The organism is Vibrio sp. 11986-1-5, assembly GCF_963878025.1.
Taxonomy (GTDB): Bacteria; Pseudomonadota; Gammaproteobacteria; order Enterobacterales; family Vibrionaceae; genus Vibrio; species Vibrio injensis.
Map to the genome: position 1 here is coordinate 99,077 of NZ_CAWNVW010000001.1, position 23,769 is coordinate 122,845.

The 23,769-nt window shown below is 43.6% G+C and carries 20 protein-coding genes, 1 other RNA gene and 1 pseudogene; 8 read left to right on the forward strand and 14 right to left on the reverse strand.

The features are described 5' to 3' along the window. Positions 1 to 169 precede the first annotated feature (169 nt). Both dnaK and grpE read right to left on the reverse strand, forming a co-directional pair. Complete coding sequence (gene dnaK, locus AACS00_RS00480) at positions 170 to 2,074, reverse strand: molecular chaperone DnaK (protein WP_072668711.1); 1,905 nt, start codon at positions 2,072 to 2,074, stop codon at positions 170 to 172. A 307-nt stretch (positions 2,075 to 2,381) separates the two neighbouring features. Further along, positions 2,382 to 2,981: a nucleotide exchange factor GrpE gene (grpE, locus tag AACS00_RS00485; RefSeq protein WP_072668712.1), complete on the reverse strand. Its 600-nt coding sequence runs from the start codon at positions 2,979 to 2,981 to the stop codon at positions 2,382 to 2,384. 144 nt (positions 2,982 to 3,125) lie between these two features. Here grpE and nadK point away from each other — a divergent pair, with 144 nt between their 5' ends. The 3 genes from nadK (at position 3,126) to bamE (ending at position 6,302) form a co-directional block, all read left to right on the forward strand. Beyond that, entirely contained in the window at positions 3,126 to 4,010 is an 885-nt protein-coding gene (gene nadK, locus AACS00_RS00490; protein ID WP_072668713.1) for an NAD(+) kinase, read from the forward strand. Between the two features lie 120 nt (positions 4,011 to 4,130). Continuing rightward, positions 4,131 to 5,795, forward strand: a complete 1,665-nt coding sequence (gene recN, locus AACS00_RS00495; RefSeq protein ID WP_110168138.1) for a DNA repair protein RecN — start codon at positions 4,131 to 4,133, stop codon at positions 5,793 to 5,795. 147 nt (positions 5,796 to 5,942) lie between these two features. After that, entirely contained in the window at positions 5,943 to 6,302 is a 360-nt protein-coding gene (bamE, locus tag AACS00_RS00500) for an outer membrane protein assembly factor BamE (RefSeq protein WP_072668715.1), read from the forward strand. A gap of 132 nt (positions 6,303 to 6,434) precedes the next feature. On the opposite strand, the gene AACS00_RS00505 is transcribed toward bamE, so the two are convergent. Together AACS00_RS00505 and AACS00_RS00510 are read right to left on the reverse strand one after the other, a co-directional pair. Then, positions 6,435 to 6,758, reverse strand: coding sequence for an RnfH family protein (locus tag AACS00_RS00505; RefSeq protein ID WP_072668716.1), 324 nt, complete (start codon positions 6,756 to 6,758; stop codon positions 6,435 to 6,437). Then, entirely contained in the window at positions 6,755 to 7,189 is a 435-nt protein-coding gene (locus tag AACS00_RS00510) for an SRPBCC family protein (RefSeq protein WP_072668717.1), read from the reverse strand. The genes AACS00_RS00505 and AACS00_RS00510 overlap by 4 nt, the downstream gene beginning before the upstream one ends. 279 nt (positions 7,190 to 7,468) lie before the next feature. Between AACS00_RS00510 and smpB the strand changes: the two genes are divergently transcribed. The 3 genes from smpB to AACS00_RS00525 all read left to right on the forward strand — a co-directional run bounded on the left by smpB (position 7,469) and on the right by AACS00_RS00525 (position 9,806). After that, entirely contained in the window at positions 7,469 to 7,954 is a 486-nt protein-coding gene (gene smpB, locus AACS00_RS00515) for an SsrA-binding protein SmpB (RefSeq protein WP_004395790.1), read from the forward strand. Between the two features lie 68 nt (positions 7,955 to 8,022). Next, positions 8,023 to 8,390: a transfer-messenger RNA gene (ssrA, locus tag AACS00_RS00520) on the forward strand. Positions 8,391 to 8,555: 165 nt separating this feature from the next. Continuing rightward, positions 8,556 to 9,806 (forward strand): integrase domain-containing protein, encoded by a 1,251-nt coding sequence (locus tag AACS00_RS00525; RefSeq protein ID WP_110168139.1) that lies wholly within the window; start codon positions 8,556 to 8,558, stop codon positions 9,804 to 9,806. A gap of 87 nt (positions 9,807 to 9,893) precedes the next feature. Here AACS00_RS00525 and AACS00_RS00530 read toward each other — a convergent pair whose 3' ends face one another. The 8 genes from AACS00_RS00530 to AACS00_RS00565 all read right to left on the reverse strand — a co-directional run bounded on the left by AACS00_RS00530 (position 9,894) and on the right by AACS00_RS00565 (position 20,258). After that, entirely contained in the window at positions 9,894 to 11,432 is a 1,539-nt protein-coding gene (locus AACS00_RS00530; protein ID WP_110168140.1) for a class I SAM-dependent DNA methyltransferase, read from the reverse strand. A 238-nt stretch (positions 11,433 to 11,670) separates the two neighbouring features. After that, positions 11,671 to 12,453 (reverse strand): HNH endonuclease, encoded by a 783-nt coding sequence (locus tag AACS00_RS00535; protein ID WP_110168141.1) that lies wholly within the window; start codon positions 12,451 to 12,453, stop codon positions 11,671 to 11,673. Then, positions 12,440 to 14,203 carry an AAA family ATPase gene (locus AACS00_RS00540; RefSeq protein WP_110168142.1) on the reverse strand — a complete coding sequence of 588 codons (1,764 nt, stop codon included), beginning with the start codon at positions 14,201 to 14,203 and terminating at the stop codon, positions 12,440 to 12,442. The genes AACS00_RS00535 and AACS00_RS00540 overlap by 14 nt, the downstream gene beginning before the upstream one ends. Beyond that, a complete protein-coding gene (locus AACS00_RS00545; RefSeq protein WP_258306885.1) occupies positions 14,203 to 15,975 on the reverse strand; it encodes a restriction endonuclease subunit S in 1,773 nt (590 codons plus the stop codon). The genes AACS00_RS00540 and AACS00_RS00545 overlap by 1 nt, the downstream gene beginning before the upstream one ends. Continuing rightward, on the reverse strand, positions 15,972 to 18,812 hold the full coding sequence (locus AACS00_RS00550) for a type I restriction endonuclease subunit R (protein WP_110168143.1): 2,841 nt from the start codon (positions 18,810 to 18,812) through the stop codon (positions 15,972 to 15,974). Before AACS00_RS00550 ends, AACS00_RS00545 begins: the two co-directional genes overlap by 4 nt. Before the next feature lie 15 nt (positions 18,813 to 18,827). Beyond that, positions 18,828 to 19,748, reverse strand: a complete 921-nt coding sequence (locus AACS00_RS00555; protein ID WP_110168144.1) for a restriction endonuclease — start codon at positions 19,746 to 19,748, stop codon at positions 18,828 to 18,830. Then, positions 19,745 to 19,921 carry a methylation-associated defense system helix-turn-helix domain-containing protein MAD1 gene (gene mads1 / locus AACS00_RS00560; RefSeq protein WP_110168145.1) on the reverse strand — a complete coding sequence of 59 codons (177 nt, stop codon included), beginning with the start codon at positions 19,919 to 19,921 and terminating at the stop codon, positions 19,745 to 19,747. Before mads1 ends, AACS00_RS00555 begins: the two co-directional genes overlap by 4 nt. A 118-nt stretch (positions 19,922 to 20,039) precedes the next feature. Continuing rightward, a complete protein-coding gene (locus AACS00_RS00565; RefSeq protein WP_110168146.1) occupies positions 20,040 to 20,258 on the reverse strand; it encodes an AlpA family transcriptional regulator in 219 nt (72 codons plus the stop codon). Between the two features lie 128 nt (positions 20,259 to 20,386). On the opposite strand from AACS00_RS00565, the pseudogene AACS00_RS00570 reads away from it, so the two are divergent. Further along, positions 20,387 to 20,593 (forward strand): annotated as a pseudogene (locus tag AACS00_RS00570) (JAB domain-containing protein); the annotation flags it as partial. Between the two features lie 2 nt (positions 20,594 to 20,595). Further along, positions 20,596 to 20,805 carry a hypothetical protein gene (locus AACS00_RS00575; protein ID WP_110168147.1) on the forward strand — a complete coding sequence of 70 codons (210 nt, stop codon included), beginning with the start codon at positions 20,596 to 20,598 and terminating at the stop codon, positions 20,803 to 20,805. Positions 20,806 to 20,911: 106 nt separating this feature from the next. On the opposite strand, the gene AACS00_RS00580 is transcribed toward AACS00_RS00575, so the two are convergent. Continuing rightward, entirely contained in the window at positions 20,912 to 21,166 is a 255-nt protein-coding gene (locus tag AACS00_RS00580; protein WP_017449402.1) for a bacteriocin immunity protein, read from the reverse strand. 2 nt (positions 21,167 to 21,168) lie between these two features. After that, complete coding sequence (locus AACS00_RS00585; RefSeq protein WP_110168148.1) at positions 21,169 to 23,673, reverse strand: T6SS effector antibacterial DNase; 2,505 nt, start codon at positions 23,671 to 23,673, stop codon at positions 21,169 to 21,171. Positions 23,674 to 23,769: the final 96 nt, after the last annotated feature.

Sequence of the window (23,769 nt, forward strand, 5' to 3'; positions counted from 1 at the left end):
TCGGTGTTTGTATCAATATAGATAAAGGTGCTAAGAATATTACTAATGGTTCCCTTATCTTTATAGACACGGATATCACCACAAATTTACGGGCGTTAGAGTTCCCCCAAACGCCCGCAATCAGACCGTTTCAGACTCTCGGTAGACAAAGCTACCGAGCCAAGAAAACTTATTTCTTGTCGTCTTTCACTTCTTCAAACTCAGCATCCACTACATCGTCTTGTGCAGATTGCTGTTCAGCGCCCGCATTTTGTGCTTGAGCCTGTTGCTGAGCAATTTCCATCAGTTTTTGAGCAGCTGCCATCAGCGCTTGAACTTTCGCATCGATCTCGGCTTTATCTTCGCCTTTCTTCGCTGTTTCTAGCTCATTAATTGCCGCTTCAATTTTCTCTTTTTCATCGGCAGGTAGCGCATCGCCCGCTTCTTCCACTTGCTTACGCGTTGCGTGGATCATTTGGTCAGCTTGGTTACGAGTGGTTGCCAACTCTTCAAACTTCTTATCCGCTTCTTTGTTTGCTTCCGCTTCTTGAACCATTTTCTCGATTTCAGCTTCGCTCAAACCACCAGACGCTTGGATAGTGATGTTTTGCTCTTTACCAGTTTGCTTATCTTTAGCAGAAACGTGCAAGATACCGTCAGCATCCAAATCGAAAGTCACTTCAATTTGTGGCATACCACGAGGCGCGGCATTAATGCCTTCTAGGTTGAATTGACCTAGCGACTTGTTATACATCGCTTGCTTACGTTCACCTTGTAAAACATGAATCGTTACTGCACTTTGGTTATCTTCTGCTGTTGAGAATACTTGATTCGCTTTAGTTGGAATGGTCGTATTTTTCTCAATCAGCTTAGTCATTACCCCACCCATGGTCTCAATACCAAGAGACAGAGGGGTTACGTCAAGCAGTAGAACGTCTTTCACATCACCAGCAAGAACACCACCTTGAACTGCAGCACCAACGGCGACCGCTTCATCTGGGTTAACGTCTTTACGCGCTTCTTTACCAAAGAATTCAGCCACTTTCTTCTGAACCATTGGCATACGTGTTTGACCACCAACCAAGATAACATCGGTAATGTCTTTTACTGACAAATCCGCATCAGCAAGTGCAACTTTTAATGGTTCAAGAGAACGCTGTACCAAGTCTTCCACTAATGACTCAAGTTTCGCACGAGTCACTTTAATGTTCATGTGTTTAGGACCAGTCGCATCCGCCGTAATGTAAGGCAGATTAACGTCAGTTTGCTGAGCCGAAGAGAGTTCGATCTTCGCTTTTTCTGCCGCTTCTTTCAGACGCTGCATCGCGAGTGGATCGCTTTTCAGGTTGATGCCTTGCTCTTTCTTGAACTCATCTACCAAGTAATTGATCATACGGTTATCGAAGTCTTCACCACCAAGGTGGGTATCACCGTTAGTTGCTAATACTTCAAAGGTTTTCTCGCCTTCAACTTCGTCAATTTCGATGATAGAAATATCGAAAGTACCACCACCAAGGTCATAAACCGCGATAACGCGATCGCCGCCTTGCTTATCTAGACCATACGCGAGAGCCGCTGCCGTTGGTTCGTTGATGATACGTTTAACTTCTAGACCCGCGATACGGCCAGCATCTTTAGTTGCTTGACGTTGCGCATCGTTAAAATAAGCAGGTACAGTAATGACTGCGCCAGTGACTTTCTCACCAAGAAAGTCTTCCGCCGTTTTCTTCATTTTTTTCAGAACTTCAGCAGAGACTTGTGGTGCCGCCATTTTTTGGCCACGAGCTTCAACCCACGCATCGCCGTTGTCAGCCTTAACGATTTTGTAAGGCATGATTTCGATGTCGCGCTGAACTTCTTCATCTTCAAAACGGCGACCGATTAGACGCTTAATTGCAAATAGCGTATTTTCAGGGTTGGTTACCGCTTGACGTTTGGCTGGCTGACCAACCAAGGTTTCACCATCTGTATAAGCAATAACAGAAGGGGTTGTACGCTCACCCTCTGCGTTTTCAATCACACGAGGTTTGTTACCATCCAATACAGCAACACATGAGTTTGTCGTACCTAAGTCAATACCAATGATTCTACCCATCAGGCTATCTCCAAAATAATTCTATGTTCGTTTTTTGCTATACCCCTTATGTGGGGGTGGAGAATCGGGATTCAACCCCGATCACAAACAAAAACGTGAATGTTTGCTTCTCTTATGCCCCATAGATAAGGGCGAGCCCATGCATTTCAAGGGGGAATAGTAAAAAAATCTAATTTTTAATGACGATATACCGAGTTATCTGCCCTTGCATCGACAACTGGGTATTCTTCACTCTCTCAACCTCTAAAAACAAGAAGCGAAGCCTCACTGACTTCGCTTCAATAATAACGGCGTTTAATCAACCACGTTATTTGGCAACCATCACCATCGCAGGGCGGACAACGCGACCGTTAAGTTCATAACCTTTCTGCATCACAAACATCACGGTATTCGATGGATGATCTGGACTTTCTTGAATCGACATCGCTTGATGGAACTCAGGATTAAAAGTTTCGCCTTCTGGGTTAATGACCGAAACGCCAAATTTCGTCACTGCATCGACAAAACTTTTGTGCGTTAGCTCAACACCTTCAAGGAAAGGTTTAATCACTTCGTTTTCACAATCTGCCGCGTCAATCGCACGCTCGATATTATCCAGCACAGGCAATAACTCTTCGACAAAACGGCCAAGGGCATACTTGCGCGCTTTATCAACTTCTTGCTCGGAGCGACGGCGCATGTTCTCAACATCGGCCAAGGCACGCAGCATCGCTTCATGATTTTCTTTGGCACGCGCTTCACTTGCTAATAACGCCGCTTCTAATTGAGCAATTTTCGTTTCTTGGCCTTCTTCTGAGTCAACCTCTTGATTCCAGTCAATATCGGCATCCGTCCCTACAACTTCAGCTTCGGTTTCTACTGTTTGTTGTAGCTCTTCTTCTTGGATTTTTTTCTCTTCTTGGCTCATGATCTCTCCAGAATACCTATCAAGATTGTGCAAAAGAACCATATTATCGTGGTTTCTTGACACAAAAATTCGCATAAAAGCGTCACTTGCCCTTATTATGGGGATGAAGAATTCTGATTCAAGCCTAATTCAGTTGGAAAACGTATGAAAAATCCATTTAGCGTGATCGCTATCATAGGTAAACCAAGAAATAAACAAGCAATTCAAACACATAAAGAACTGTACACTTGGCTTATTTCGATAGGCAAGTCAGTATTTATTGACGATCGCTTGCGTGAACTATTGACTGACATTCCTGCCGAACACTTTGCCAGTTTAGTCGAACTTGGCAAGATCGCCGATTTAGCCATCGTTGTCGGGGGAGATGGCAACATGCTTGGAGCCGCGCGCGTTTTGTCACGCTTTGATATTTCAGTGATTGGTGTCAACCGTGGCAACCTAGGCTTTTTAACTGACCTCAATCCAGATGACTTTGAAGAACAATTAACGGCCGTACTCGCTGGTGATTACCTTGAAGAAACTCGTTTTCTACTCGAAGCCGAAATTCATCGTCATGGCCAAGTAAAAAGCCATAATGCGGCGCTCAATGAAGCGGTCCTGCACCCTGGGAAAATCGCGCATATGATCGAATTTGAGGTGTATATCGATGACAACTTCGCCTTTTCACAGCGTTCAGATGGCTTAATTGTCTCAACACCGACAGGATCAACCGCTTATTCATTATCAGGCGGCGGCCCCATTTTATCGCCCAGTTTAAATGCGATTACCTTAGTCCCTATGTTTCCACATACCTTATCCTGTCGTCCTTTAGTGGTTGATGGAAATCGACGCATTAAGTTGGTTGTATCACCAGAAAATAGAGGGATTCAAGAAGTCAGTTGTGACGGGCAGGTTTCATTGCCTGTTTCACCCGGTGATGAAGTGCATATTTACCAAAGCCCAAATGTGCTAAGACTCATTCATCCAAAAGATTACAGCTATTATCGTGTGTTACGTAATAAATTAGGCTGGTCAAGTAAGCTCTTTTAGTACTGACCGACTATCCGCTGTGATCTGAGTTAAATTTTTCCGCCTGGACAACTTTACTGTATAAAGAAACAGTATACACTGTTGCTATATACAGTATTGTTTAATTATACAGGTGCACACATGCTGGCTCATCTTAGTGTAAATAATTTTGCGATTGTCAAATCACTGCAACTTGAATTGTCTAAAGGCATGACAACCATCACCGGTGAAACCGGTGCAGGAAAATCGATTGCCATCGATGCACTCAGTTTGTGCCTAGGAGGACGAGCAGAAGCCAGCATGGTGCGTCAAGATGAAGAGAAGACGGAAGTCAGCGCCGCTTTTATTCTTGATAACAATCTGCACGCCACACGATGGTTAGAAGATAATGATTTACTGGATGGTAAAGAGTGTATTTTGCGTAGAATCATCAGTAAAGACGGGCGTTCAAGGGCCTTTATTAACGGTAGTCCAGTCCCTCTTTCACAACTAAAGTCACTAGGTCAACTGCTGATCAATATTCACGGTCAACACGCCCATCAGCAACTGATGAAACCCGAATTGCAACTGGCTATGCTCGATCAATATGCCGGACATCTTGATCTACTCAAGCAGACTCGACTGGCCTATCAACAGTGGCGTCAAGTTAACCACCATTTAAAACAGTTACGTGAAAACAGCCAACAGAACCAAGCTCAATTACAGCTTCTTGAATATCAAATCAAAGAACTTAATGAACTTGCGCTGGGTGAAGAAGAATTCATCGAATTAGAGCAAGAACACAAACGTTTATCTAACAGTGGCGATCTAGCTATTAACTGCCAAAAAGCGATCAACTTACTGTATGAAAGTGAAGAAGTGAATGCGTTAAACTTACTGCAGACCGTCAGCCATACCTTGATTGAGCTGGCCGAAATGGACAGCCAACTAAGTTCGCTACCTAACATGCTCAACGAAGCAATGATCCAACTGGAAGAAACCAATAACGAACTACGCGCCTATTTGGATCACATTGATGTTGATCCAGAACGCATGTCTTACGTTGAGGAGCGCTACTCTCGTGTACTCTCTCTAGCCCGCAAGCATCATGTGCTCCCAGAAGAGTTATATCAGCATCATCAAGCACTTTTACAGCAAATTGCCTTACTTGATTGCTCCGAAGAAAAAATCCAAGAGCTAGAAAATGACGTTGCAGTCCACTACCAAACGTTTGCAAGCTGCGCAGAAAAGCTCCATAAATCACGCAGCCGTTACGCGAAAGAACTGGATAAGTTGATCAGCCTTAGTATGCATGAATTGAGTATGGAAAAAGCGCAATTTAAAATTGACGTGGTTCAGCATCAAGGACAACCTTCACCGCTTGGGTTTGATCATGTGACGTTTTTAGTCTCAACCAATCCAGGGCAGCCATTACAACCGATTGCCAAAGTTGCCTCTGGTGGCGAGCTATCACGTATCTCGCTAGCGATTCAAGTGATTACCGCTCAAAAAATTGACACTCCGAGCTTAATATTTGATGAAGTCGATGTTGGTATTTCTGGACCAACCGCTGCAGTGGTTGGAAAAATGTTACGTAAGTTAGGTGAGTCGACCCAAGTACTCTGTGTTACTCACCTACCTCAGGTCGCGGGTTGTGGTCATCATCAACTGTTTGTTGCCAAACAAACCAAAGGCGGCAAGACCGAAACGCAAATGGTCAAACTCAGTGAAGAACAAAGAATCGCTGAACTCGCACGCTTACTCGGCGGAAGTCAAATCACGCCATCGACTTTAGCGAATGCCAAAGAATTACTGATTGCAGCTTAATAAAAACATTTTTTCTGCTAAGGTTTGCAACCTAATTCAAAATTTGTAGTCTGAACAAGCTCAGAGTAGCGTGAAGTTTTTACTTCTGCTCTGGGCTTGTTTATTATCACCCTAGTTTTGACACTTACCAGTAGTAGAATATTACCTATGCAGTTAACCAAATGGCTTGTTGCCATCCCTCTTGCCGTGACGATGTTATCCGGCTGCTCTGTTTTAGAACGTTTGGTGTATCGTATTGATATAAACCAAGGAAATTACGTTGAGCAACAAGCTGTTGAACAACTCCGATTTGGTATGACCAAAGAACAAGTCCGGTTTGTTTTAGGTTCACCGATGTTAATCGAAAATGGCTTTCCTAACACTTGGTATTATATCTACCATCATACTCCCGGCCATAATCCATCCGTGCAAAGAAACCTGATCGTTAACTTTAACGATGCTGGTCAACTGATTGAACTGTCTGGTGATTTTCAGCCGAGTGACTCGTTTTTTGAAACGCTAAATTAAAGCGGCTCGCCGATGGTCTGAAACATACGATTAATATACAAAAAGCCCATCCAGTTGATGACAACTTAGATGGGCTTTTTAGTCGTTAAAGCAACCATCATTTCACCGAGTGATCACAACCTCAAACCATGACTAGGCTTTCTTAGTCGCGCTTGAACTGGCTAATTTGGCTTGCTCAGCACGCTTACGACGAATGTCTTTAGGATCGGCGAGCAAAGGACGGTAAATTTCAATTCGGTCATGATCTCGTACCGTCGCATCCAGTTTTACATTACGGCTAAAGACGCCAACTTTGTTTTTGCTGAGATCAATCTCAGGATAAAGAGTTAAAATGCCCGATGTCTGAATGATTTCTTCTACCGTCATATGACGATTGACAACTAACGTCATCACCCGCTGCTCATGGGGTAACGCATAAACCACTTCCACATGAATCATATCCGACTCAATACTCATAAGGCATACACCTGCTTTGCTCGTTGGGTAAATGCATTAACCATATTACTGGTCAACTCTGTAAAAATTTTTCCAAAGGCGAGTTCAATCATTTTGCTGGAAAATTCAAACTCTAACTTCAACTCAACCTTACACGCGTGTTCATCCAATGGAGTAAAATACCAACCTCCACGCAAAGTTTGAAAAGGGCCATCAACTAAATGCATGACGATCGACTTAGCAGGACACAGCTCATTTGCCGTTGTGAACGTTTTGCTGATCCCCGCTTTAGACACATCGACCGAGGCGATCATTTTATCTGCTGAAGACTCTAAAATGCGTGAGCCAGAACATCCCGGTAAAAACTCAGGATAACTCGCCACATCATTGACTAAATGAAACATCTGCTCAGCACTAAACGATACTAAAGCTGAGCGACAGACTTGCTTCATTATTTCCCCTTTTATCTCAGCGACTACGATAGCTCGAATTGTACTTTTATCCCTAGCTCACCTCAAGCTAAGCACCTTTTCTTGTCAAACTTAGTTATCCGATTCATCAGACAACGAACTTCGCTAAATGAATTCGCTCAAGAAAGCGCAAAATACCACTCACGACTCGCTTTACTGAAGATTACACCTTGAACTGCTTGAAGTTACTGAGGGATATCCTTATGCTACGCAAAGAAAGACATTCCTTAACTTTTAACCAATCCGTATAATGCATCCACTATGGTAAAGAAAAAATCAACGAAAAAAGCGGGTAGTAGCACTATCGCGCTCAATAAAAAAGCTCGCCATGAATACTTTATCGAAGATGAAGTGGAAGCAGGTTTAGAGCTTCAAGGCTGGGAAGTGAAATCCCTCCGTCAAGGTAAAGCCAATATTGCTGAAAGCTATGTTTTCTTGCGAGACGGCGAAGCCTTTATCTCAGGTATGACGATTACTCCATTACAACAAGCCTCAACTCACGTGGTTGCCAACCCAACGCGTGTTCGAAAATTACTGCTTTCACGCCGTGAACTCGATAACTTGTTTGGCCGCATTAATCGTGAAGGGATGACGTTAACAGCACTGTCGTTATACTGGTCACGCTCTTGGGTCAAAATCAAAGTCGGCGTTTCAAAAGGTAAAAAACTGCACGATAAACGTGATGACCTCAAAGAAAAAGACTGGGCAAGAGAAAAAGCACGAGTGATGAAGAGTTCATTGCGCTAATTGTAACCACTTAACCATTTGATGCTAGACAGAATCTTTGATTCTGGTACTATGCACCAACTACCTCTGGGGCTGATTCTGGATTCGACGGGAATTTTGAAGTCTGAGGTGCATGCCGAGGTGCGGTAGGCCTCGTTAACAAACCGCAAAAAAATAGTCGCAAACGACGAAAACTACGCACTAGCAGCTTAATACCCTGCTGAGAGCCTTTCTGCCCTAGCTTCCGCTCGTAAGACGGGGAATAACAGAGAGTCAAAACCAAACAAGCTCGTGCCGCGTCTCCCGCCTGAGAGACAAAGCATTAAAATGAATTCAGGATAGCCATTAGATAGCGTGTCGGTTCGCAGTTTGACGGTGAAATTAAAGATCGACTAAGCATGTAGTACCAATGATGAATGATTTTCGGACGCGGGTTCAAATCCCGCCAGCTCCACCAATTCATAGTTTAAAGACGTCTCAGGACGTCTTTTTTCTTGCCTGAGATAACGCAAAATCAACAACTTAGCATCCACTAGCGTCCAATGCGATTTCATAACAGCTTTGATTTTTAGGTACACTACAAGGTACACTGATTTTATCGTGTTAATTTGGTGTACCCATCATGGCAAAAAACACAGTAAAGCTGACAGATAAAGAGATCAAAGCCTCCAAACCTAGAGAAAAAGAATATAATCTTTTCGATGGTGATGGCTTGCGACTTAGAATCAAACCTAACGGGTCAAAACAGTGGATCTTCAACTACTATCGTCCCACAAACGGTAAACGAGCTAACTTAAGCTTTGGGATGTACCCCGAGATATCCCTTTTACAAGCAAGAAAAAGCTTACTTTCTGCCAAAGAGCTGATCGCACAAGGCATCGATCCTCAAGATGCTCGAAAACGCCAGCAGCAAACCTATAAAGAAATCCATGAACATACCTTTACCAATGTTGCGGAAGACTGGTTTGCCATCAAACAGCACGATGTCACTCCCGATTACGCGATCGATATCTGGCGTTCATTGGAGCTGCATATCTTCCCAAGTATCGCCAATAAACCGATAAAAGCGATCACGGCACCAGAAGTCATCGAGCTACTTAAACCAATCGAAGCCAAAGGCAGTTTGGAAACCGTCAAACGCCTATCTCAGCGTTTGAATGAGGTAATGAACTTTGCTACTAACTGCGGCCTTATCCCAGCAAACCCACTTACTGGTATTCGAGCCGCTTTCAAAAAACCCAAAAAAGAAAACATGGCGGCACTAGCACCAGATGAGCTACCAGAGCTCATGGGAGCTATCGCCAATGCCAGTATAAAGCGTACTACTCGTTGTTTAATTGAGTGGCAACTTCACACCATGACACGACCTTCTGAAGCTTCAGGCGCTAGATGGGATGAGATTGAGTGGGAAGAAAGGATATGGACCATTCCTGCTGAGAGAATGAAAAAAAGAAGAGAGCACCGCATCCCGCTCACAGAGCAGATGCTGGCGCTATTAGAAGTAATGAAACCGATAAGCGGCCATCGTGAATTTATCTTTCCTTCAGATCGCGATCCGAAGAAACCATGTAACAGCCAAACGGCAAATATGGCTCTAAAACGTATGGGGTTTGCAGGAAGATTAGTTAGCCACGGTCTACGCTCGCTAGCGAGTACCACACTCAACGAACAAGGCTTTGATCGTGACTTAATTGAGGCATCACTCGCACACGTTGATGATAACCAAGTGCGTAGCGCCTATAACCGGACTGACTACCTTGAACGCCGCCGCCCTATGATGAGCTGGTGGAGCGAGCATATAGAAGAGGCCGCCAAAGGCAGCCTCTCTGTTACTGGAACTAAGCAACTCAAAATCATTGAAAAGTTTGCCTAGTCTTTAGACACAAGTAGATCTCAACTATTGCAATAGATAGAAAGCAATAAGGCAAGGAGCTTTAGCCCCTTCGCTATTAATGAATGATTACTTACTTGGGCTCAATCCAACAGCAACATCTTTAAACGCTGCTAGAGCAGCCTCTAGATGATCGATGATTTCTTGCTGAAGTATCTCAGGAGAAGGAAGATTATCGAGATTATCCAAGCTATCATCTTTAAGCCAGAACACATCAAGGCTAGCTTTGTCGCGATTAATAAGTTCATCGTAGCTATAGTACTTGAAACGATCTGTCTCTATGCGTTGATGACGATTTTCAGGGTTATAACACTGAATAAACTCTTTCAAATCGCTTAGCATCATAGGACGTTGCTTAAGGGTAAAGTGCTTGTTGGTTCTTAAATCGTAAAACCAGATCCCTTTAGTATGCACTTTTTCATCACGTGGAGCGTTATCAAAGAACACTACGTTCGCTTTCACACCATTAGCATAAAAGATCCCTGTCGGTAGACGTAAAATGGTGTGCACATCGCAGTTACTTAACCATTTACGACGAATACGCTCCCCTGCTCCACCCTCAAATAAAACGTTATCAGGTAATACGACTGCGGCTTTACCAGTGTCTTTTAAACTCGCAACAATATGCTGTAAAAAGTTAAGCTGTTTGTTGGTTGTGGTCGCCCAAAAATCTTGGCGTTCATAGGTCAAGGCTTCTTTGTCTTCACCACCCTCAGCATTAGTAATCGTCATGCTGCTTTTTTTACCAAAAGGTGGATTCGCTAATACATAATCCACTTTGTCTTCACCTTTGAGAGGTGTCAACAAAGCATCTGCACGCTCCACCTTCGGCTCACCATCAATACTGCCAATATTGTGCAAAAACAAATTCATTAAACACATACGGCGAGTTGAAGGCACAATCTCATTACCAAAGAAAGTGTTATCACGTAAAAACTTGACTTGGTCTTTGTTGAGCTTGGATTTAGCAATCGTACTACTGCTGTCTTTTGCTGGGTTCCAGTGGCTCATACCTTTTTCAATCCACTGTGTATCACCGTAAGTGATCCAGTCACAGGCACTCAAAAAGAAGCCACCCGTACCACAGGCAGGATCTAAAATCGTTTTCTTAGGCTCAGGGCGCACACACGCAAGAATGGCATCAATAAGTGGACGCGGCGTAAAGTACTGGCCAGCACCACTTTTAGTATCTTCGGCGTTCTTTTGTAGTAAGCCTTCGTATAAATCACCTTTGGCATCGGCATCAAGGCTGATCCAGCTCTCTTCGTCAATCATTTTGACAATGCGAGACAGCTTAGCGGGATCAGGAATTTTGTTTTCTGCCTTATAAAAAATCGCACCAAGCATACCTGGTGCATCACCGAGCTTTTTTAAAATCCGACGGTACTGATTTTCTAATGCTTCTCCGGTTGGGCCCACCAGAGACTCCCAATCATAACCACTAGGCACTTGGGTTTTGCGTGAGTATGGCGGCAATGAGTACTCATGAGCCATTTTGAGAAACAGTAAGAAAGTTAACTGCTCTAAGTAATCACCATAGCCAACACCATCATCACGTAAGGTATGACAATAGTTCCAAACTTTTTGTACTAATGCGGGGGCGTTCATTTCTACTATCCAAAGCGACTAACGGACAGCACTAGGGATTACTGCTGTCTAAAGGGGGCTGATTATACCGATTTTTGGCAAAATTGATTGTCTCTTTTACGCTGTTCAATTGCACAAAAGAGTTTTTATTAAATTTCAAACACATCCGAGGCAAAAACATTTACCATGCTCTTCGCGGTCCGCTTAACCACTCTTTAATGCGTTAGCCAATTCAAAATGCATCAAGATGAATAATACATTAAGCGCACTCCAATAAATCTGCTATCCATTCCCGATCTTGATAACCTTTTACCATCTTCTTCGCAAAGACTGAGAATGGTGCGTCAGAGGCAATAGCTCTGGCAATGTTATCAAGATTCGTTTCAAACGCTTTATCTATGCTCCCCTTCCCAGTGTTGAAATCTGGGTATAATTCATCGCCAGCTTCGACCCAATCTCTAATATCTAACGCTAGCTTTCTTCTGGCTTCATTTAAATCAGGGTGATCCAAATGGTAGTACTTGATAGATAGCACAATCCTTTCATTTTTAGCGGGAACATCTGGATATTTCGGCCTTGGCCGCCCATCATCATAAAAATCAAGCAAGCTAACATCTGTGGTTTTACAAGGATCGATTAGCAAATATTGCTCAGTATTACGTTGAACTCTGTTCAAAGCCCTCGCACCACTCAATAAAGGAAAATGATCACCCTTGCCTCCACTTTCCCCCGTTTCAGGGTTCTTTCTAATGCTGTTGCAATAAGTGCAAGCAAAGCGAAAATTTTCATAATCAAGCGCAAACCAAGGGTAGAGGCTTTTTGGGCGAAAGTGATCTACTGCGTTGTCTGATCTATCTTCCCTTGACTCACAGTACCAACACTTACCATTAGACAAATCTTTTAGCTGCGGCTTCAACTCAGACCAAATGGAAGAAGCTGCTTTTGCCTCGATAAACCCATTATCGATTTCAGATTGTTTACTTTGAGCACGAGCTCGCCAATCTGGAGAAGGATTAAGTTTGCGCAAATCAATTCTTCTCATCTTCTTCTCCACTTTCTTGTTTAAGCTTTGCTAAAACCTGTTGGATTAACTTTTTACTCGCAGCGCGTTTTTCATCTGAAGGTAATTGATCGATCTTTTGCTTATCCTTAGCACGCGAATCGAATTCATAACGTGCACGCAGATACTCTTCAAACACTCTATCGCGGTTTGAGAATCTAAATCCGAGATTCTCTAACTCTAAGTTGATGGCTTGCAGATTTGCCTTTTCAGCTGTAGTTAGCGCTTCATCTTTAGCGGTAATCTGCCTTTTTCGCTCTAATAAATCTTCTGTATAGCTATCAACCGATGTCGCCAAACCAAACATGTCACTGGTAATAATACCCGCGTAGCCCATGCCTCTGGGGTCAAAGTTCGGCTTGTGTGATTCAATGGTGCGGGTTTCATCATCGCGGCTTAATATTTGTACCTGATCGCGAGTTAATTCGGCGATGGCAATTGGGTTATGGGTGGTTAACACGATGTGGCTATTGTTTTCACCTTTAGAGCCAGAAGTAACAAACTTATTGAGATAATCGATGTAATCAACGCTCCACTTGGGGTTTAAGTGGGTGTCAGGTTCATCCAGTAGAAACAGGCTTTCTTCTTCGGCGGTAAATCTCAGTAGGCCTAACACCGTTAATAGCTGCTGCTCACCTTCGCTCAGCTCGCGAAAGGTCACGCTACCATCATTTTTTTTCAACTTAACTCGAATACGCACTTCGCTGATTAGCTCAGAGACATAAGTGCTTTCAAGGTCGCGGAAAAACTGCCTAGGCTCTTGGTCACCAACTAGATCAGTGAGTCGCGTAACGTCCTTGATAAACATATACAAATATTCACGACCTTTTTTATTCCATAAGGTCGCATCATCTTTACGGCTAATTTTAATTGGTGCAGTAGCCACGTTATGAACTCTATTTAAAAAATCGCGCACCACACCTTCGGCACCCCAAAAAATATCGGGATGGTCTTTACATGCACCATAAGTGCCTTTGGGCTCTTTACTCTTATTTAAGTTCCATGAGGGCTCACTGAGTTCCAGAAGTACCGAGTCGATGCTTTCAGCATTTTCGTCTACTTCTAGCCCAAGGTGGGTATCTAAAAAATGCGTAACTAAATCGTCTTTTTTAAGTACAAACGCTAACAAGACAAACTGGCTATGAACAGGCAAGGCATAAAACAAGCGTCTTAGACCAGGATCTTCCGACTTTGAGTTACGTAGCTTTTTATCGTATTGCTGCAGATACGGACGAAAAACCGATTGCATCCGGTCACTATGACCTGAATAGTAGCCAAACACATATTTGGGTAAAAACTCATCTTGGCGCTTTTTGAACTCATTAAATTTAAGTCCCACAAGTGTTGAGTCATCAGTTAATTCACTGAACAAATCTACTTGTAGCGTCGTGTTTTCTATCTTTTCTCCCAAATCTCGATAACTCACCAAATAGGCATCTTTAGCGCGATCCGGGTCGGCGTTGATTTGTATTTCTTTATGATGGCAAAAATACCTCAGGGTATAAGCAAAAGAGGGTTTATCTTTTTCACCTTGGTCATTTTTGCCCATGATTAAATCACGAAACAGTACCACCAATGCCTCAAGTACGTTTGACTTACCAGTGCCATTCCAACCAATGACTAAGGTGATCCATTGTTGTTCTTCAAAGTCGATAGTGACGTTTTTGAGGTTTTTAAATCGCTGGCGTTCACCTTCGCGATCTGAACCGATAGTAAATGAAGCTAAGCGCATTAGTCTTCCTTAACGTCTTGCTTGATCAATTTTAACTGGTCAAAGTCACCTTGGCGTTGAATTTGGATTTTGCCAGCTTTTTCTAACTTTCGCAGTTCGGTATAAATTTCTTCGATGCGATCCGTTGAAGTACCATCAACAATGCCACATTTTTGAAAGGCATCTTGGGCATCAATCCAGTCGTTTTCAGCAGTTAACACTTCGAGTAAGGTATTCATCAGATCAACTTTTTTTTTAGGTTTGCTCGGCTTACGAGGTTTAGGAATTTGGGCTAAAGCTTCACGCTCTTGTTTGATTTTTTCAAGCAATACTGAAGCGGGTTCATCATTAGGGTCTTGTGGTACTAGCTGCCCAGAAAAAGCCGACTTTAAGATATTTTTACGCTGGGCTTCGGATTGTTTTAAACCAAGTGCCGTTGCTGTTTTTTGAAGTTTAATATTGTCTAACTCAGTATTCAGATACTCTGCAATAGCTAATTGCTCTATAACTGGCGGTAAAGGAATAGCTTCCTTATATAAAATTTCCAAGTTTATGTTCTTTTGCGCTGTTGCAGGCGCTTCATCGTCAAGTTTATGCTTTAGAACTCTAAACACATATTCAACATACTCGATTGGCATATCATCAACAATTGTCGAAAATCCAACAATACTGTCAGGAAAGCAAGCATCAATATCTAAAATAGCTGTTTCACCTATATTCGCAGCAATAGTTATACACATTGTACCTTTTGGCCAGAGTTTACTCTGCTTAAGTCCTTCTTCACTGTATGTTTTTTCTGTATGCCTTATGTATTGCTCTGCACTTCGAATCTCACCTGTTTGTACAAATGGATAAACACCACCATACAAATGCTCCGCATTCCTAGGTCTATGCTTTGACTTTCCTCGATCGAGCCAGCCGATTTGAGATAAGCTCGCCCACACCCACCCCTCTGGCAGTTCAGGTAAGTTGGTTGTATCTGGTTGTACGGGTTCTGGGTATTTATCTTGCCAGTTTTTCGGTGGTGTTTTGCCTTTTTCGGCAAACTCGGCGAGTTTTTGTTGCTGCCACTGTTCACGGCGCTGTTTTAAAATACGTGCTAACAGTTGCTCACCTGTTTCTTGAACTTGGTCGCTATTCTCGACACGCCATTGCTGAGTCAATGAACCTTCAACCGCACTTTTTAATAGTGATTGGCGGTATTGGCTAAGTTTGGTTTGTGCGGCTTTAAGTTCTTTCACACCAGCATCGAGTTCAGAGAAAAGCTCTTCGATTTTTTCGACAATTCTTAATTGCTCATTACAGGGGGCAACTTTTATCTGGACTGTTTTCAACTTACTAATCGAAACATTAGATATATTTGTCGTCGTAGAAGATAACTCGCGAATTGAAGTTCTAACATCCTCAGAAAGCATTGCGTAGTACAAATACCCTTTAGAAATAATTCTCTCAGGCCGTAGTATCGAAATAAATGCACCTAAAGTGGCCTTATGCGGCACATGATTTATACGCGAAACTTTACCAACAAGCTCATAACTATTAGCATTCGAGATTAAAATATCTTCTTTTTTAATTAGTTGTTCTTCGCGTTTTACAAAACCTTCTGGGATATACCAAAGATTACCCCATTCCACCTCTTGTTGAACATTTGCAGTTCTTAAGCAAGCAATTAGACCAGATCCAGGCTCTAATGATTTATCGCTTGACGAAAATGAAATACCTCGTATAAGTTCGCAAACGTTCTCTAAGTTCGCTTTACACCAACCCATTGGCAATTTTTCTATTTCACTCACGCAATTAATTCCTGATTCATTTCAGCCAATAGGCTATCTAATTCGTTATTTTGGCCGTTACTGTTTGGATTGATAACGGCAAATAGGCTCCAGGCCTTTTGTAAGCCGCCGTGATCGGAAAAGGGGCTGTAGTCAAAGTCATCTCGCTCGATGGCACAGTTGGCAGCAATATGATCCTTTATCAACCGTAACCACTGGGTTTGCTGCTCGGTAAATGCCGTTGAACGTTGAGCGTTATGGCGGAAAATCCACTGTTTAAACTTGGCGTCGACCTGTTCGGAAAAGGGTTTTAGCTCGCTGTCCAACCCCAAAGCAAATCGGATAAGCGAGATGATATCCGTCAGTTGCCTTTGACTGCTCACTTTTTTGCCCTTGTTTTTACCTGCCGCTTGCTGGTTGTTCTGATTAAGTCGTTCATAAGCGCTCCACAGCTTTTCAGTGGTCAGCAGCAAAGGTGGCTTACTTAGCGTTTGGTGCAGTTCTTCTAACATGGAAAAGGTTAAGCCCCTGCGCTGATACGGCTGCTGGTAAAAAAAGCTTAAGGCTTGAATGTCATCTTTATGCTGCTCGATAAAGTCTTTAAAGCTTTGAATGACTTTTGCTGCATTGTCGGCAGCTTGGCTGCTGTAACCTGAATAGGTCACCGTATCTAAGTTGATATGGTCGATAAGCTGCTCACGCTGCCTGCGGGCCGATTCTATGCCTTCACGCGTGGCCGGATTATCAAAGGTTTGACAAGCTTGGTCAATCAGTTGCTCTTTAGCACTTTGACGTTCGCTCTCGGTCAAAGACTCTTCATTTCGCGTAATGCCTGCCGCTTTCGCATTCGCGAGGGCTCTCTGATTAATCGCATCTGGGTCTAGGGCTGTGAGCAAGTCTCTGGCCACTTTCGGTAACGGTTTACCGGTAAGCTTTTCAAGCTCATTTAGTCGACGTTTATCAAGCTGTTTACTCAAACGAGTTAAACGGTTAGCAAGACTTTGGATTGTGTCATCATCGCGGTGTCCCATGGCAACGCCTTGCAATAAGTCTTTCAGTGACAGATTAGGGTTACGCTCTAGTGGGCGGCTTTCGGTTTTGAGTGACTTTTCAACGCCAACGGCATCAATGAGCACAAAACGGTCTTTATCGCTGGTGGCACTTTTACTGACGTTGTGCAGATCTTCATAACTTAAACTACGAACTCCACGGCCTTTCATTTGTTCGTAATAGCCTTTACTGCGCACATCGCGCATAAAGAGCAATATTTCGAGAGGTTTAACGTCCGTGCCTGTAGCAATCATATCAACGGTTACCGCGATACGAGGGTTAAAGTCATTACGAAAATCATTCAAAATGCCATCAGGATCTTTAGCACTGTAGGTGACTTTTTTGCAAAACTCATTGCCTTGACCGTACACTTCGCGCACGATTTGGATAATGTCGTCGGCGTGGCTGTCGGTTTTGGCGAAAATCAGCGTTTTAGGCACTTCTTTGCGATCTGGGTAAATCTCGGTCTCAACAGCCTTTTTCATCGCCTTAATCACTTGACGAATTTGGCTGACATTAACCACTGAACGGTCAAGATCTTTACTTGTATAACGGTTATCTTCTTCTGCCTGTGCCCATCGCTTTTTACGAGTGAGTTTGTCACGGTGATCGAGCCACTCTTTAGCTTTTAATTCTGCACCTTTATTACCGATTTCAGTTTCAATTTCATAGACGTCATAACCGACGTTAACACCATCAAGCACTGAATCTTCATAGCTGTATTCCGCCACGATGTTTTCATTAAAAAAGCCGAAAGTACGTTTATCGGGCGTAGCGGTTAACCCGATGATAAAGGCATCAAAGTAATCGAGCACTTGTTTCCACAAGTTGTAAATAGAGCGGTGGCATTCATCGACAATAATAAAGTCAAAGGTCTCAATAGGCACGGCTGGGTTGTATTTAACCAGTTTGGCTTGCTGCTGGTTTTGCTTGATTTCGTGCAGTGAAATATCCTCTGCGCTTTCATCCATTGGCTTGCCGCTTAAAATCGAATACATGCGTTGAATGGTGCAAATGCAAACTTCGGCGGCGCTATCAATTGTGCTGCTAGTTAAACGCTGAACAATGTGATTCTCATGGAAAAAGGTCTGCTTACCTTGCGGTTTAAAGGCATGAAATTCCTGCAGGGCTTGTTTACCTAAGTTGCGGGTATCAACCAAAAATAAAATCCGTTTTGCTCCGCCATGATTGAGCAAACGGTAAACGGCATTAATCGCAGTGAATGTTTTACCTGCCCCCGTTGCCATGTGAATGAGTGAGCGTGGATGGCTTGCTGCTAATGATTTTTCAAGCCCGTTAATCGCATTAATTTGGCAGTCGCGCAGAGTCGCTTTGGGCAACTCTGGCATGTTGTTTTTCAAGTTGTGACGCAATGAACTGTCTTGCTTTATCCACTCTTGCAGCGTTTCCGGCTTAAAAAAATGGAATATTTCCCGAGAGCGAGGAGCAGGATCTCGAAGGTCAGTAAACTGAATCACTTGGCTCGTGGCTTCAAACAAAAATGACAGCGGTTGTTTGTTGCTTTGAAACTTAATTTTGCTGGTGGCATAGCGCAAGGTTTGGTCTTCAACTTGTAACAAGATGCTGTCATCTTTTTTGGCTTCTATTACACCAACAGCTTTGCGATTAACAAACAGGATATAGTCCGCAGGACCAGAATTGGTTGGGTATTCACGAATGGCTACGCCTAAACCCGCACCCAAATTCGCTGCGGGCCAAGTTTGTACTTTCCAGCCAGCAAGCGTAAGCTTCTCATCAATGAATAAACGAGCTTGAGGTTCTGGTTTTAAACCATCAAAATTTTTCATATCACCAAGCCAAATCTAATTATTATCAAAAAAATCTTCGTCGATTTGCTTAATCGCAATTACCTGCTCTTCACGACAACCGATATTGTAGCGCAGCATAAGGTGCGCAAGTTGCTTACCATTGATCAACACAATTCGCATTCCGAGATCTTTAGCAGTTTGAATAGCTGAAGGTGTAAATTCTGAAGTGGTGATGAATATACCTTTCTGCGCCTTCTTAAGGCTCAGCGCGCCAAAGAAGTTACGGATATCTCCAGCACTAATATTATTGCCTTCTGCATAGCGCTTGGCCTGGATATAAAGCTGATCAACGCCGAGCGGATCTTGGTTAATTACACCATCACCCCCGTTGTCACCACTTCTGCCTAAAGTGTGACTCATACCTTCATCACTACCTCCATAGCCCATAGAAAGCAAAAGCTCTATCAGTAGCTGCTCGAAAAATGCTGGGCTTGTTTTGCGAGTACGAGAGAGAATTTCCAAGGTAAGCGCATCATTAATTTGCTTGTAGGCAGCTAGAAGAACTTCATCTGGGGTTGTTTCTTCTACTGTACTTTGAATAGATTGAACTAGTTCAGAATGTCCGTTTTTTTGATCTTTAAAAGCAATGAACTCATCAAACTGTTTTAGGTATTGGTTGTTTATCACCGTATTTGGATTACTGATCGCCATTTGACCACGATCAGTAATGACGAAATGGGCACGACGAGTAACTTCGAGCAGGCCTGCCTTAGTCAAATATGTACGAGCCCAACCAATACGGTTATCCAAAACAGTTTGCTTACCACTTGGCAAGCGCTCTTCGCGCTCATCATCAGTGAGTTGAAAGCGTTCGGCTATCTGATTAATAACATCGCGAAGCTTAACTTCCTGCCCACCAGCCGCGTTTACGACTTCCAAAAAGGGGGGCATAAATACCTGGTAACTCGGTATCATGCTCTCACCTTCTGGCTATTAATCCATGTTTCGAGATCTTCCATTTTAAAACGCCAAGAACCTCCGACTTTGAAACCAGGAAGCTTTCCTTCGCTTGCTAATCTATATGCTGTTTTTTCGGCCAACTTTAGGTAAGCAGCCACCTCTTTCAAGGTTAAAATTTGGTCTACCATTCAGAGTGTTATCTCATGTTGGTTTTATTCATCAGAATTAATGGTGAGAGAATATGGGAAAATTGGGGAATGGACAATGATCTAGGCAGTGCATTGTGCACTACCTCTGGTTAGTTGGTTAGATGGCAACCACTCTGGTTTGCAAACGCTCTTCCACCCACTCGTCCACTTCGCTTTCCACCCAAGCCACTGCCCTATCACCCAAACTCACTGATTGCGGAAACTCTCCGTCATTCATTTTTCGGTAAATCGCTGAACGGCTTAATGCTGTCTTTTCCATTACTTCTTTTAGCTTTAAAAATCTCATGGAACGTTCTCCTATGTTTGTGGTCCTCATGGGATAAAGCGCTGGCGTAAAAAAGACGGTTATGTGTTAAGCCTTGGCGCGACAAGGCTTAATCAAAAAAATCTCAGGCATATGTCATTAACGTGTATCCCGTTAATGAACCTCACTCGGAGCCTAATATGACCGATTACACAAAAGAGCAGCGCTATCAGGAAAATGAGATCCTAGAGCATGCGGCTGAGATACTGGCTACGCGCTACGTGCGTGGTGATGCACTAACTAACCCTGATGCCACCAAAGAGTATGTGCGCTGTAAGCTAGGCAGCCATGAGCGTGAAGTGTTTGCCTTATTGCTACTGGATAACCAAAACCAACTGATTAAGTTCATATCATCGCTACAGCGTTAGTTTTCTCAACCTCCCCCGCCTTTGCTGATGGAACATTGGGCGGTAATCCACCCGCAGATTCGGGTGCAGTCAACGTCAGTGTGGGCAAATACACTCAATACAAAATGGATGTGAAAGCGGCGCAACAGGAAGGCAAGGATGTATCGACCATCACCGTGCCTAAAGGATGTGAATCAGTCGAAGAAAAGTAATACCACCAGCAACGATAAAAATGACAATGGGGAGCATGATTGCTCCCCATTCTTTTTTGTCTCAATACACCAGTTTGAAGGTATGTGTTATCTGTTAAAAAGCGACTTAACTCTTAAAGCAAGGTAAGCCCTGCGACAAGCGCCACTCTTTGACGATTCTAACGATATTCTCTGGCGTTCCATCTTCAGGATTCTCTGGGTAATAAATCAGGTCTGAACCATCTGGATGCTCTGTTGTAGCGATAAAGTTTTCAAGTAATTCATCTTGATATTCATCAGAACCTTCCGCACTGATAATAATGTTCAGTAACTCCAGAAATTCTAATTCGGTATAGTCTTCTAACCTATCATGCAATCTCATCGCTAACCCTTATGAATGTTTATATGATTTTTAGGTGTATTAACTCTTATGTTATCAACATTGTAGACATCTCCACCATGTTGAATTTCTTTGAGATGATGCAATTCAAATGAACGGCGTCCACCAACCGTATCTTTGAATCTTGCTCGGGGAGCCTTACCATCTTTCATCCGTTTTATATTCGAAGGAATAAATTGGCGAGCCAATACTGAGTCTTCAGATATCTCTATCCAAAAAGCCTTCCTAAAGTTATCAAAACTACTGAACTCTTTATCTCTCAACTTGTCGGCAATTTGCGATGGAACTGGTGAGCCTAACCCCTCACTGGCTTTCTCTAACCAAATTCCCATAATATCTTCGCCAGTCCCCGTCACCACCCCAGATTCATCACGTGCAGTTTTCCGGAATACTAGGTAGAGAGGAGGGAGCCCTGCATCCGCAGGGAAAGTCACAATATACTCGGCAAGATCGTCCTCAGGGTAGAGAACCGTGCCAATCTCTTGTTCGTGCTCTTCGATAGGACGAACCCAGATATTGTGAACATCGAGCTGATCATTTTCCGGCAATACAGTATCAGGTGTTAGTACATCCGTTGAGCCATCCGGTGTCCATGTAATGGTAATCCCATTATCTAGCTCAGCAACAAAGCGCTGTCCTTTCTGTACCGCCTCGCGCTTCGCAACTCGATCACCATAGGCACTACCGTCTCCCGTTTTGATGCCGACCACTTGCTGTTTACCATTCTCGTCCGTGTACATGTTGAAACGTACACGCATCGTCGTAGTGTCATTGGCCGCAAAATCTGGATTTCCGTCTAAGGTGCCATCCCCAAGCTGAGACGGCCATAAGGCGGCCACTAGAAAGCCCCCCATTCTTCGCGCAAAGCCTGCTAACGCTTCTCCTGAAATCGACCATGTGCCTATCGTATTTGTCGTACTGGAGCTAAGAATACCAAGGTTCGTTGCCGCGCCATTTGCCGGGATCGAGAGTAATGCCGCTTTGCCATAATCGGTTGCTTTTGAAGCCGTGGTGATCGTGGTTAAGTTCGTAACGGGGAGTTCTTTATCGAACAGGCTATCACTGTTGATCGCTTTAAACTGAGTTCCCGAAATAAACGATTCTGAGTGTTCATAATACGTATTCGACAAACAGTTATAGGAACAAGGGGAAAGCGGAGGTAACGCGGTCGCTTTTTCTGGAGTGCTTTGAGTTTGCTCGACAGCCTTAACGATCAGCCTATCCCCGACTTTTAATGACATCGGATCGGCATTGTACTGTGGATTCAAATCCAGTAACTGTTTCGCCGACAAACCATATTGCGCTGCAATGGCTGCCCATGATTCCCGTTGGTTGGTGTTTGAATCCGTCCCAACAGTATGCGTTTCTGGTTTACTCTCTGCTTTCTGTGTTTCCGCTGGTTGAAGGGTTTGTCTTTCTGCGACAGGTTGCTTGGTCGCCGCAAGCAATTCGCTGATATCAAGCTTGATACCATGTTGAGCCAACCAGTCATCATTGAGGTTGTCGAGTTCCTCTTGCGTCATTTGCTGTTCAAGATAAACCAGATATTGGTTTTCAGCTTCTTTACCTTCGAGTTTCCAGTAAACCAAAATGGCGCTTTGATAAATGTTATAGCCTTGCTCATCGTTAAGCTGCTCGTGGGTGGAACGAGTGCCGTAGAATGCCCACTTGCCATTGCCAAGCAGCTTGTACTCTTGAACTAAGCGACCATTGTAGAAATGGTAGTAGTAGCCTTCTGTTGGCAGCCCCAAACGCTCACCAAGCTGCACTGAAGGGATAACAGGAATAAAGGCTTCTCGTACTACACCAGAGCCTATCGGCTTGACCTGTACATTCTCTGGAACGCTAATACCCAAAGTGTGAGAAGCGACTTTTGCGACCAGCTTTTTCGGCTCATCAAATGCGGTATAGCCGATGTATTTCGTGCCATGGTCAGTTCGTTCGGTTTCCCAGCGACCAATCATGGATTCTTGGTCCGTCTTTACCAGTTCAAATGCACAGCCTACGCTTTTTCTAAACGCCTCATCCGAACAAGCCACTTCGAAACAATATTCGTATTTCAGTTTCAGAGGTACATTCGAGGTATCTGGTTTGACTGGCTCAGGGACATAGGTCTCTTCAATGTTAGGCGCATAACCAGCGGAGCTTCGAGTCGATACCGCACTACCTGCCGCACCGCCAGACATTCTTGTTCTGGAGAGAAACGCATGCTTGGCTTCTGGTAATAACGCCTCTTGCCCTTCAGCCGATAAGCTCCACGATTGGCTCATTGCATCTTTAAGCATCACTGGCTTAGAGGGGGAATCCGTTAGCAAGGCTAACTCCCCACTTTTGAGCTTATCCATAAAACTGGCATAGCTCATCCCCTGAGGAATCGCAGAGCCTAACGCTCTCTCATCCAACCTTTCGATATCACCTTCGACCTGTCCAAACTCATAGGTCATCAGTTCGGTCAGCCGTACCACTCGATAACTCACAGTCAAATCCATCCGCTACTTTTAATGCAACGTATTCTACCTAATCGTTGAGAGTTGCAGGATTTATAACCATATGTTCAATCGACCAATTGCAAATATTGTGATTTT

Coding starts and splice junctions, on each gene's coding strand:
- dnaK (WP_072668711.1), bottom strand. CDS start 2,074: ATGGGTAGAATCATTGGTATTGACTTAGGTACGACAAACTCATGTGTT.
- grpE (WP_072668712.1), bottom strand. CDS start 2,981: ATGAGCCAAGAAGAGAAAAAAATCCAAGAAGAAGAGCTACAACAAACA.
- nadK (WP_072668713.1), top strand. CDS start 3,126: ATGAAAAATCCATTTAGCGTGATCGCTATCATAGGTAAACCAAGAAAT.
- recN (WP_110168138.1), top strand. CDS start 4,131: ATGCTGGCTCATCTTAGTGTAAATAATTTTGCGATTGTCAAATCACTG.
- bamE (WP_072668715.1), top strand. CDS start 5,943: ATGCAGTTAACCAAATGGCTTGTTGCCATCCCTCTTGCCGTGACGATG.
- AACS00_RS00505 (WP_072668716.1), bottom strand. CDS start 6,758: ATGAGTATTGAGTCGGATATGATTCATGTGGAAGTGGTTTATGCGTTA.
- AACS00_RS00510 (WP_072668717.1), bottom strand. CDS start 7,189: ATGAAGCAAGTCTGTCGCTCAGCTTTAGTATCGTTTAGTGCTGAGCAG.
- smpB (WP_004395790.1), top strand. CDS start 7,469: ATGGTAAAGAAAAAATCAACGAAAAAAGCGGGTAGTAGCACTATCGCG.
- AACS00_RS00525 (WP_110168139.1), top strand. CDS start 8,556: ATGGCAAAAAACACAGTAAAGCTGACAGATAAAGAGATCAAAGCCTCC.
- AACS00_RS00530 (WP_110168140.1), bottom strand. CDS start 11,432: ATGAACGCCCCCGCATTAGTACAAAAAGTTTGGAACTATTGTCATACC.
- AACS00_RS00535 (WP_110168141.1), bottom strand. CDS start 12,453: ATGAGAAGAATTGATTTGCGCAAACTTAATCCTTCTCCAGATTGGCGA.
- AACS00_RS00540 (WP_110168142.1), bottom strand. CDS start 14,203: ATGCGCTTAGCTTCATTTACTATCGGTTCAGATCGCGAAGGTGAACGC.
- AACS00_RS00550 (WP_110168143.1), bottom strand. CDS start 18,812: ATGAAAAATTTTGATGGTTTAAAACCAGAACCTCAAGCTCGTTTATTC.
- AACS00_RS00555 (WP_110168144.1), bottom strand. CDS start 19,748: ATGATACCGAGTTACCAGGTATTTATGCCCCCCTTTTTGGAAGTCGTA.
- mads1 (WP_110168145.1), bottom strand. CDS start 19,921: ATGGTAGACCAAATTTTAACCTTGAAAGAGGTGGCTGCTTACCTAAAG.
- AACS00_RS00565 (WP_110168146.1), bottom strand. CDS start 20,258: ATGAGGACCACAAACATAGGAGAACGTTCCATGAGATTTTTAAAGCTA.
- AACS00_RS00580 (WP_017449402.1), bottom strand. CDS start 21,166: ATGAGATTGCATGATAGGTTAGAAGACTATACCGAATTAGAATTTCTG.
- AACS00_RS00585 (WP_110168148.1), bottom strand. CDS start 23,673: ATGGATTTGACTGTGAGTTATCGAGTGGTACGGCTGACCGAACTGATG.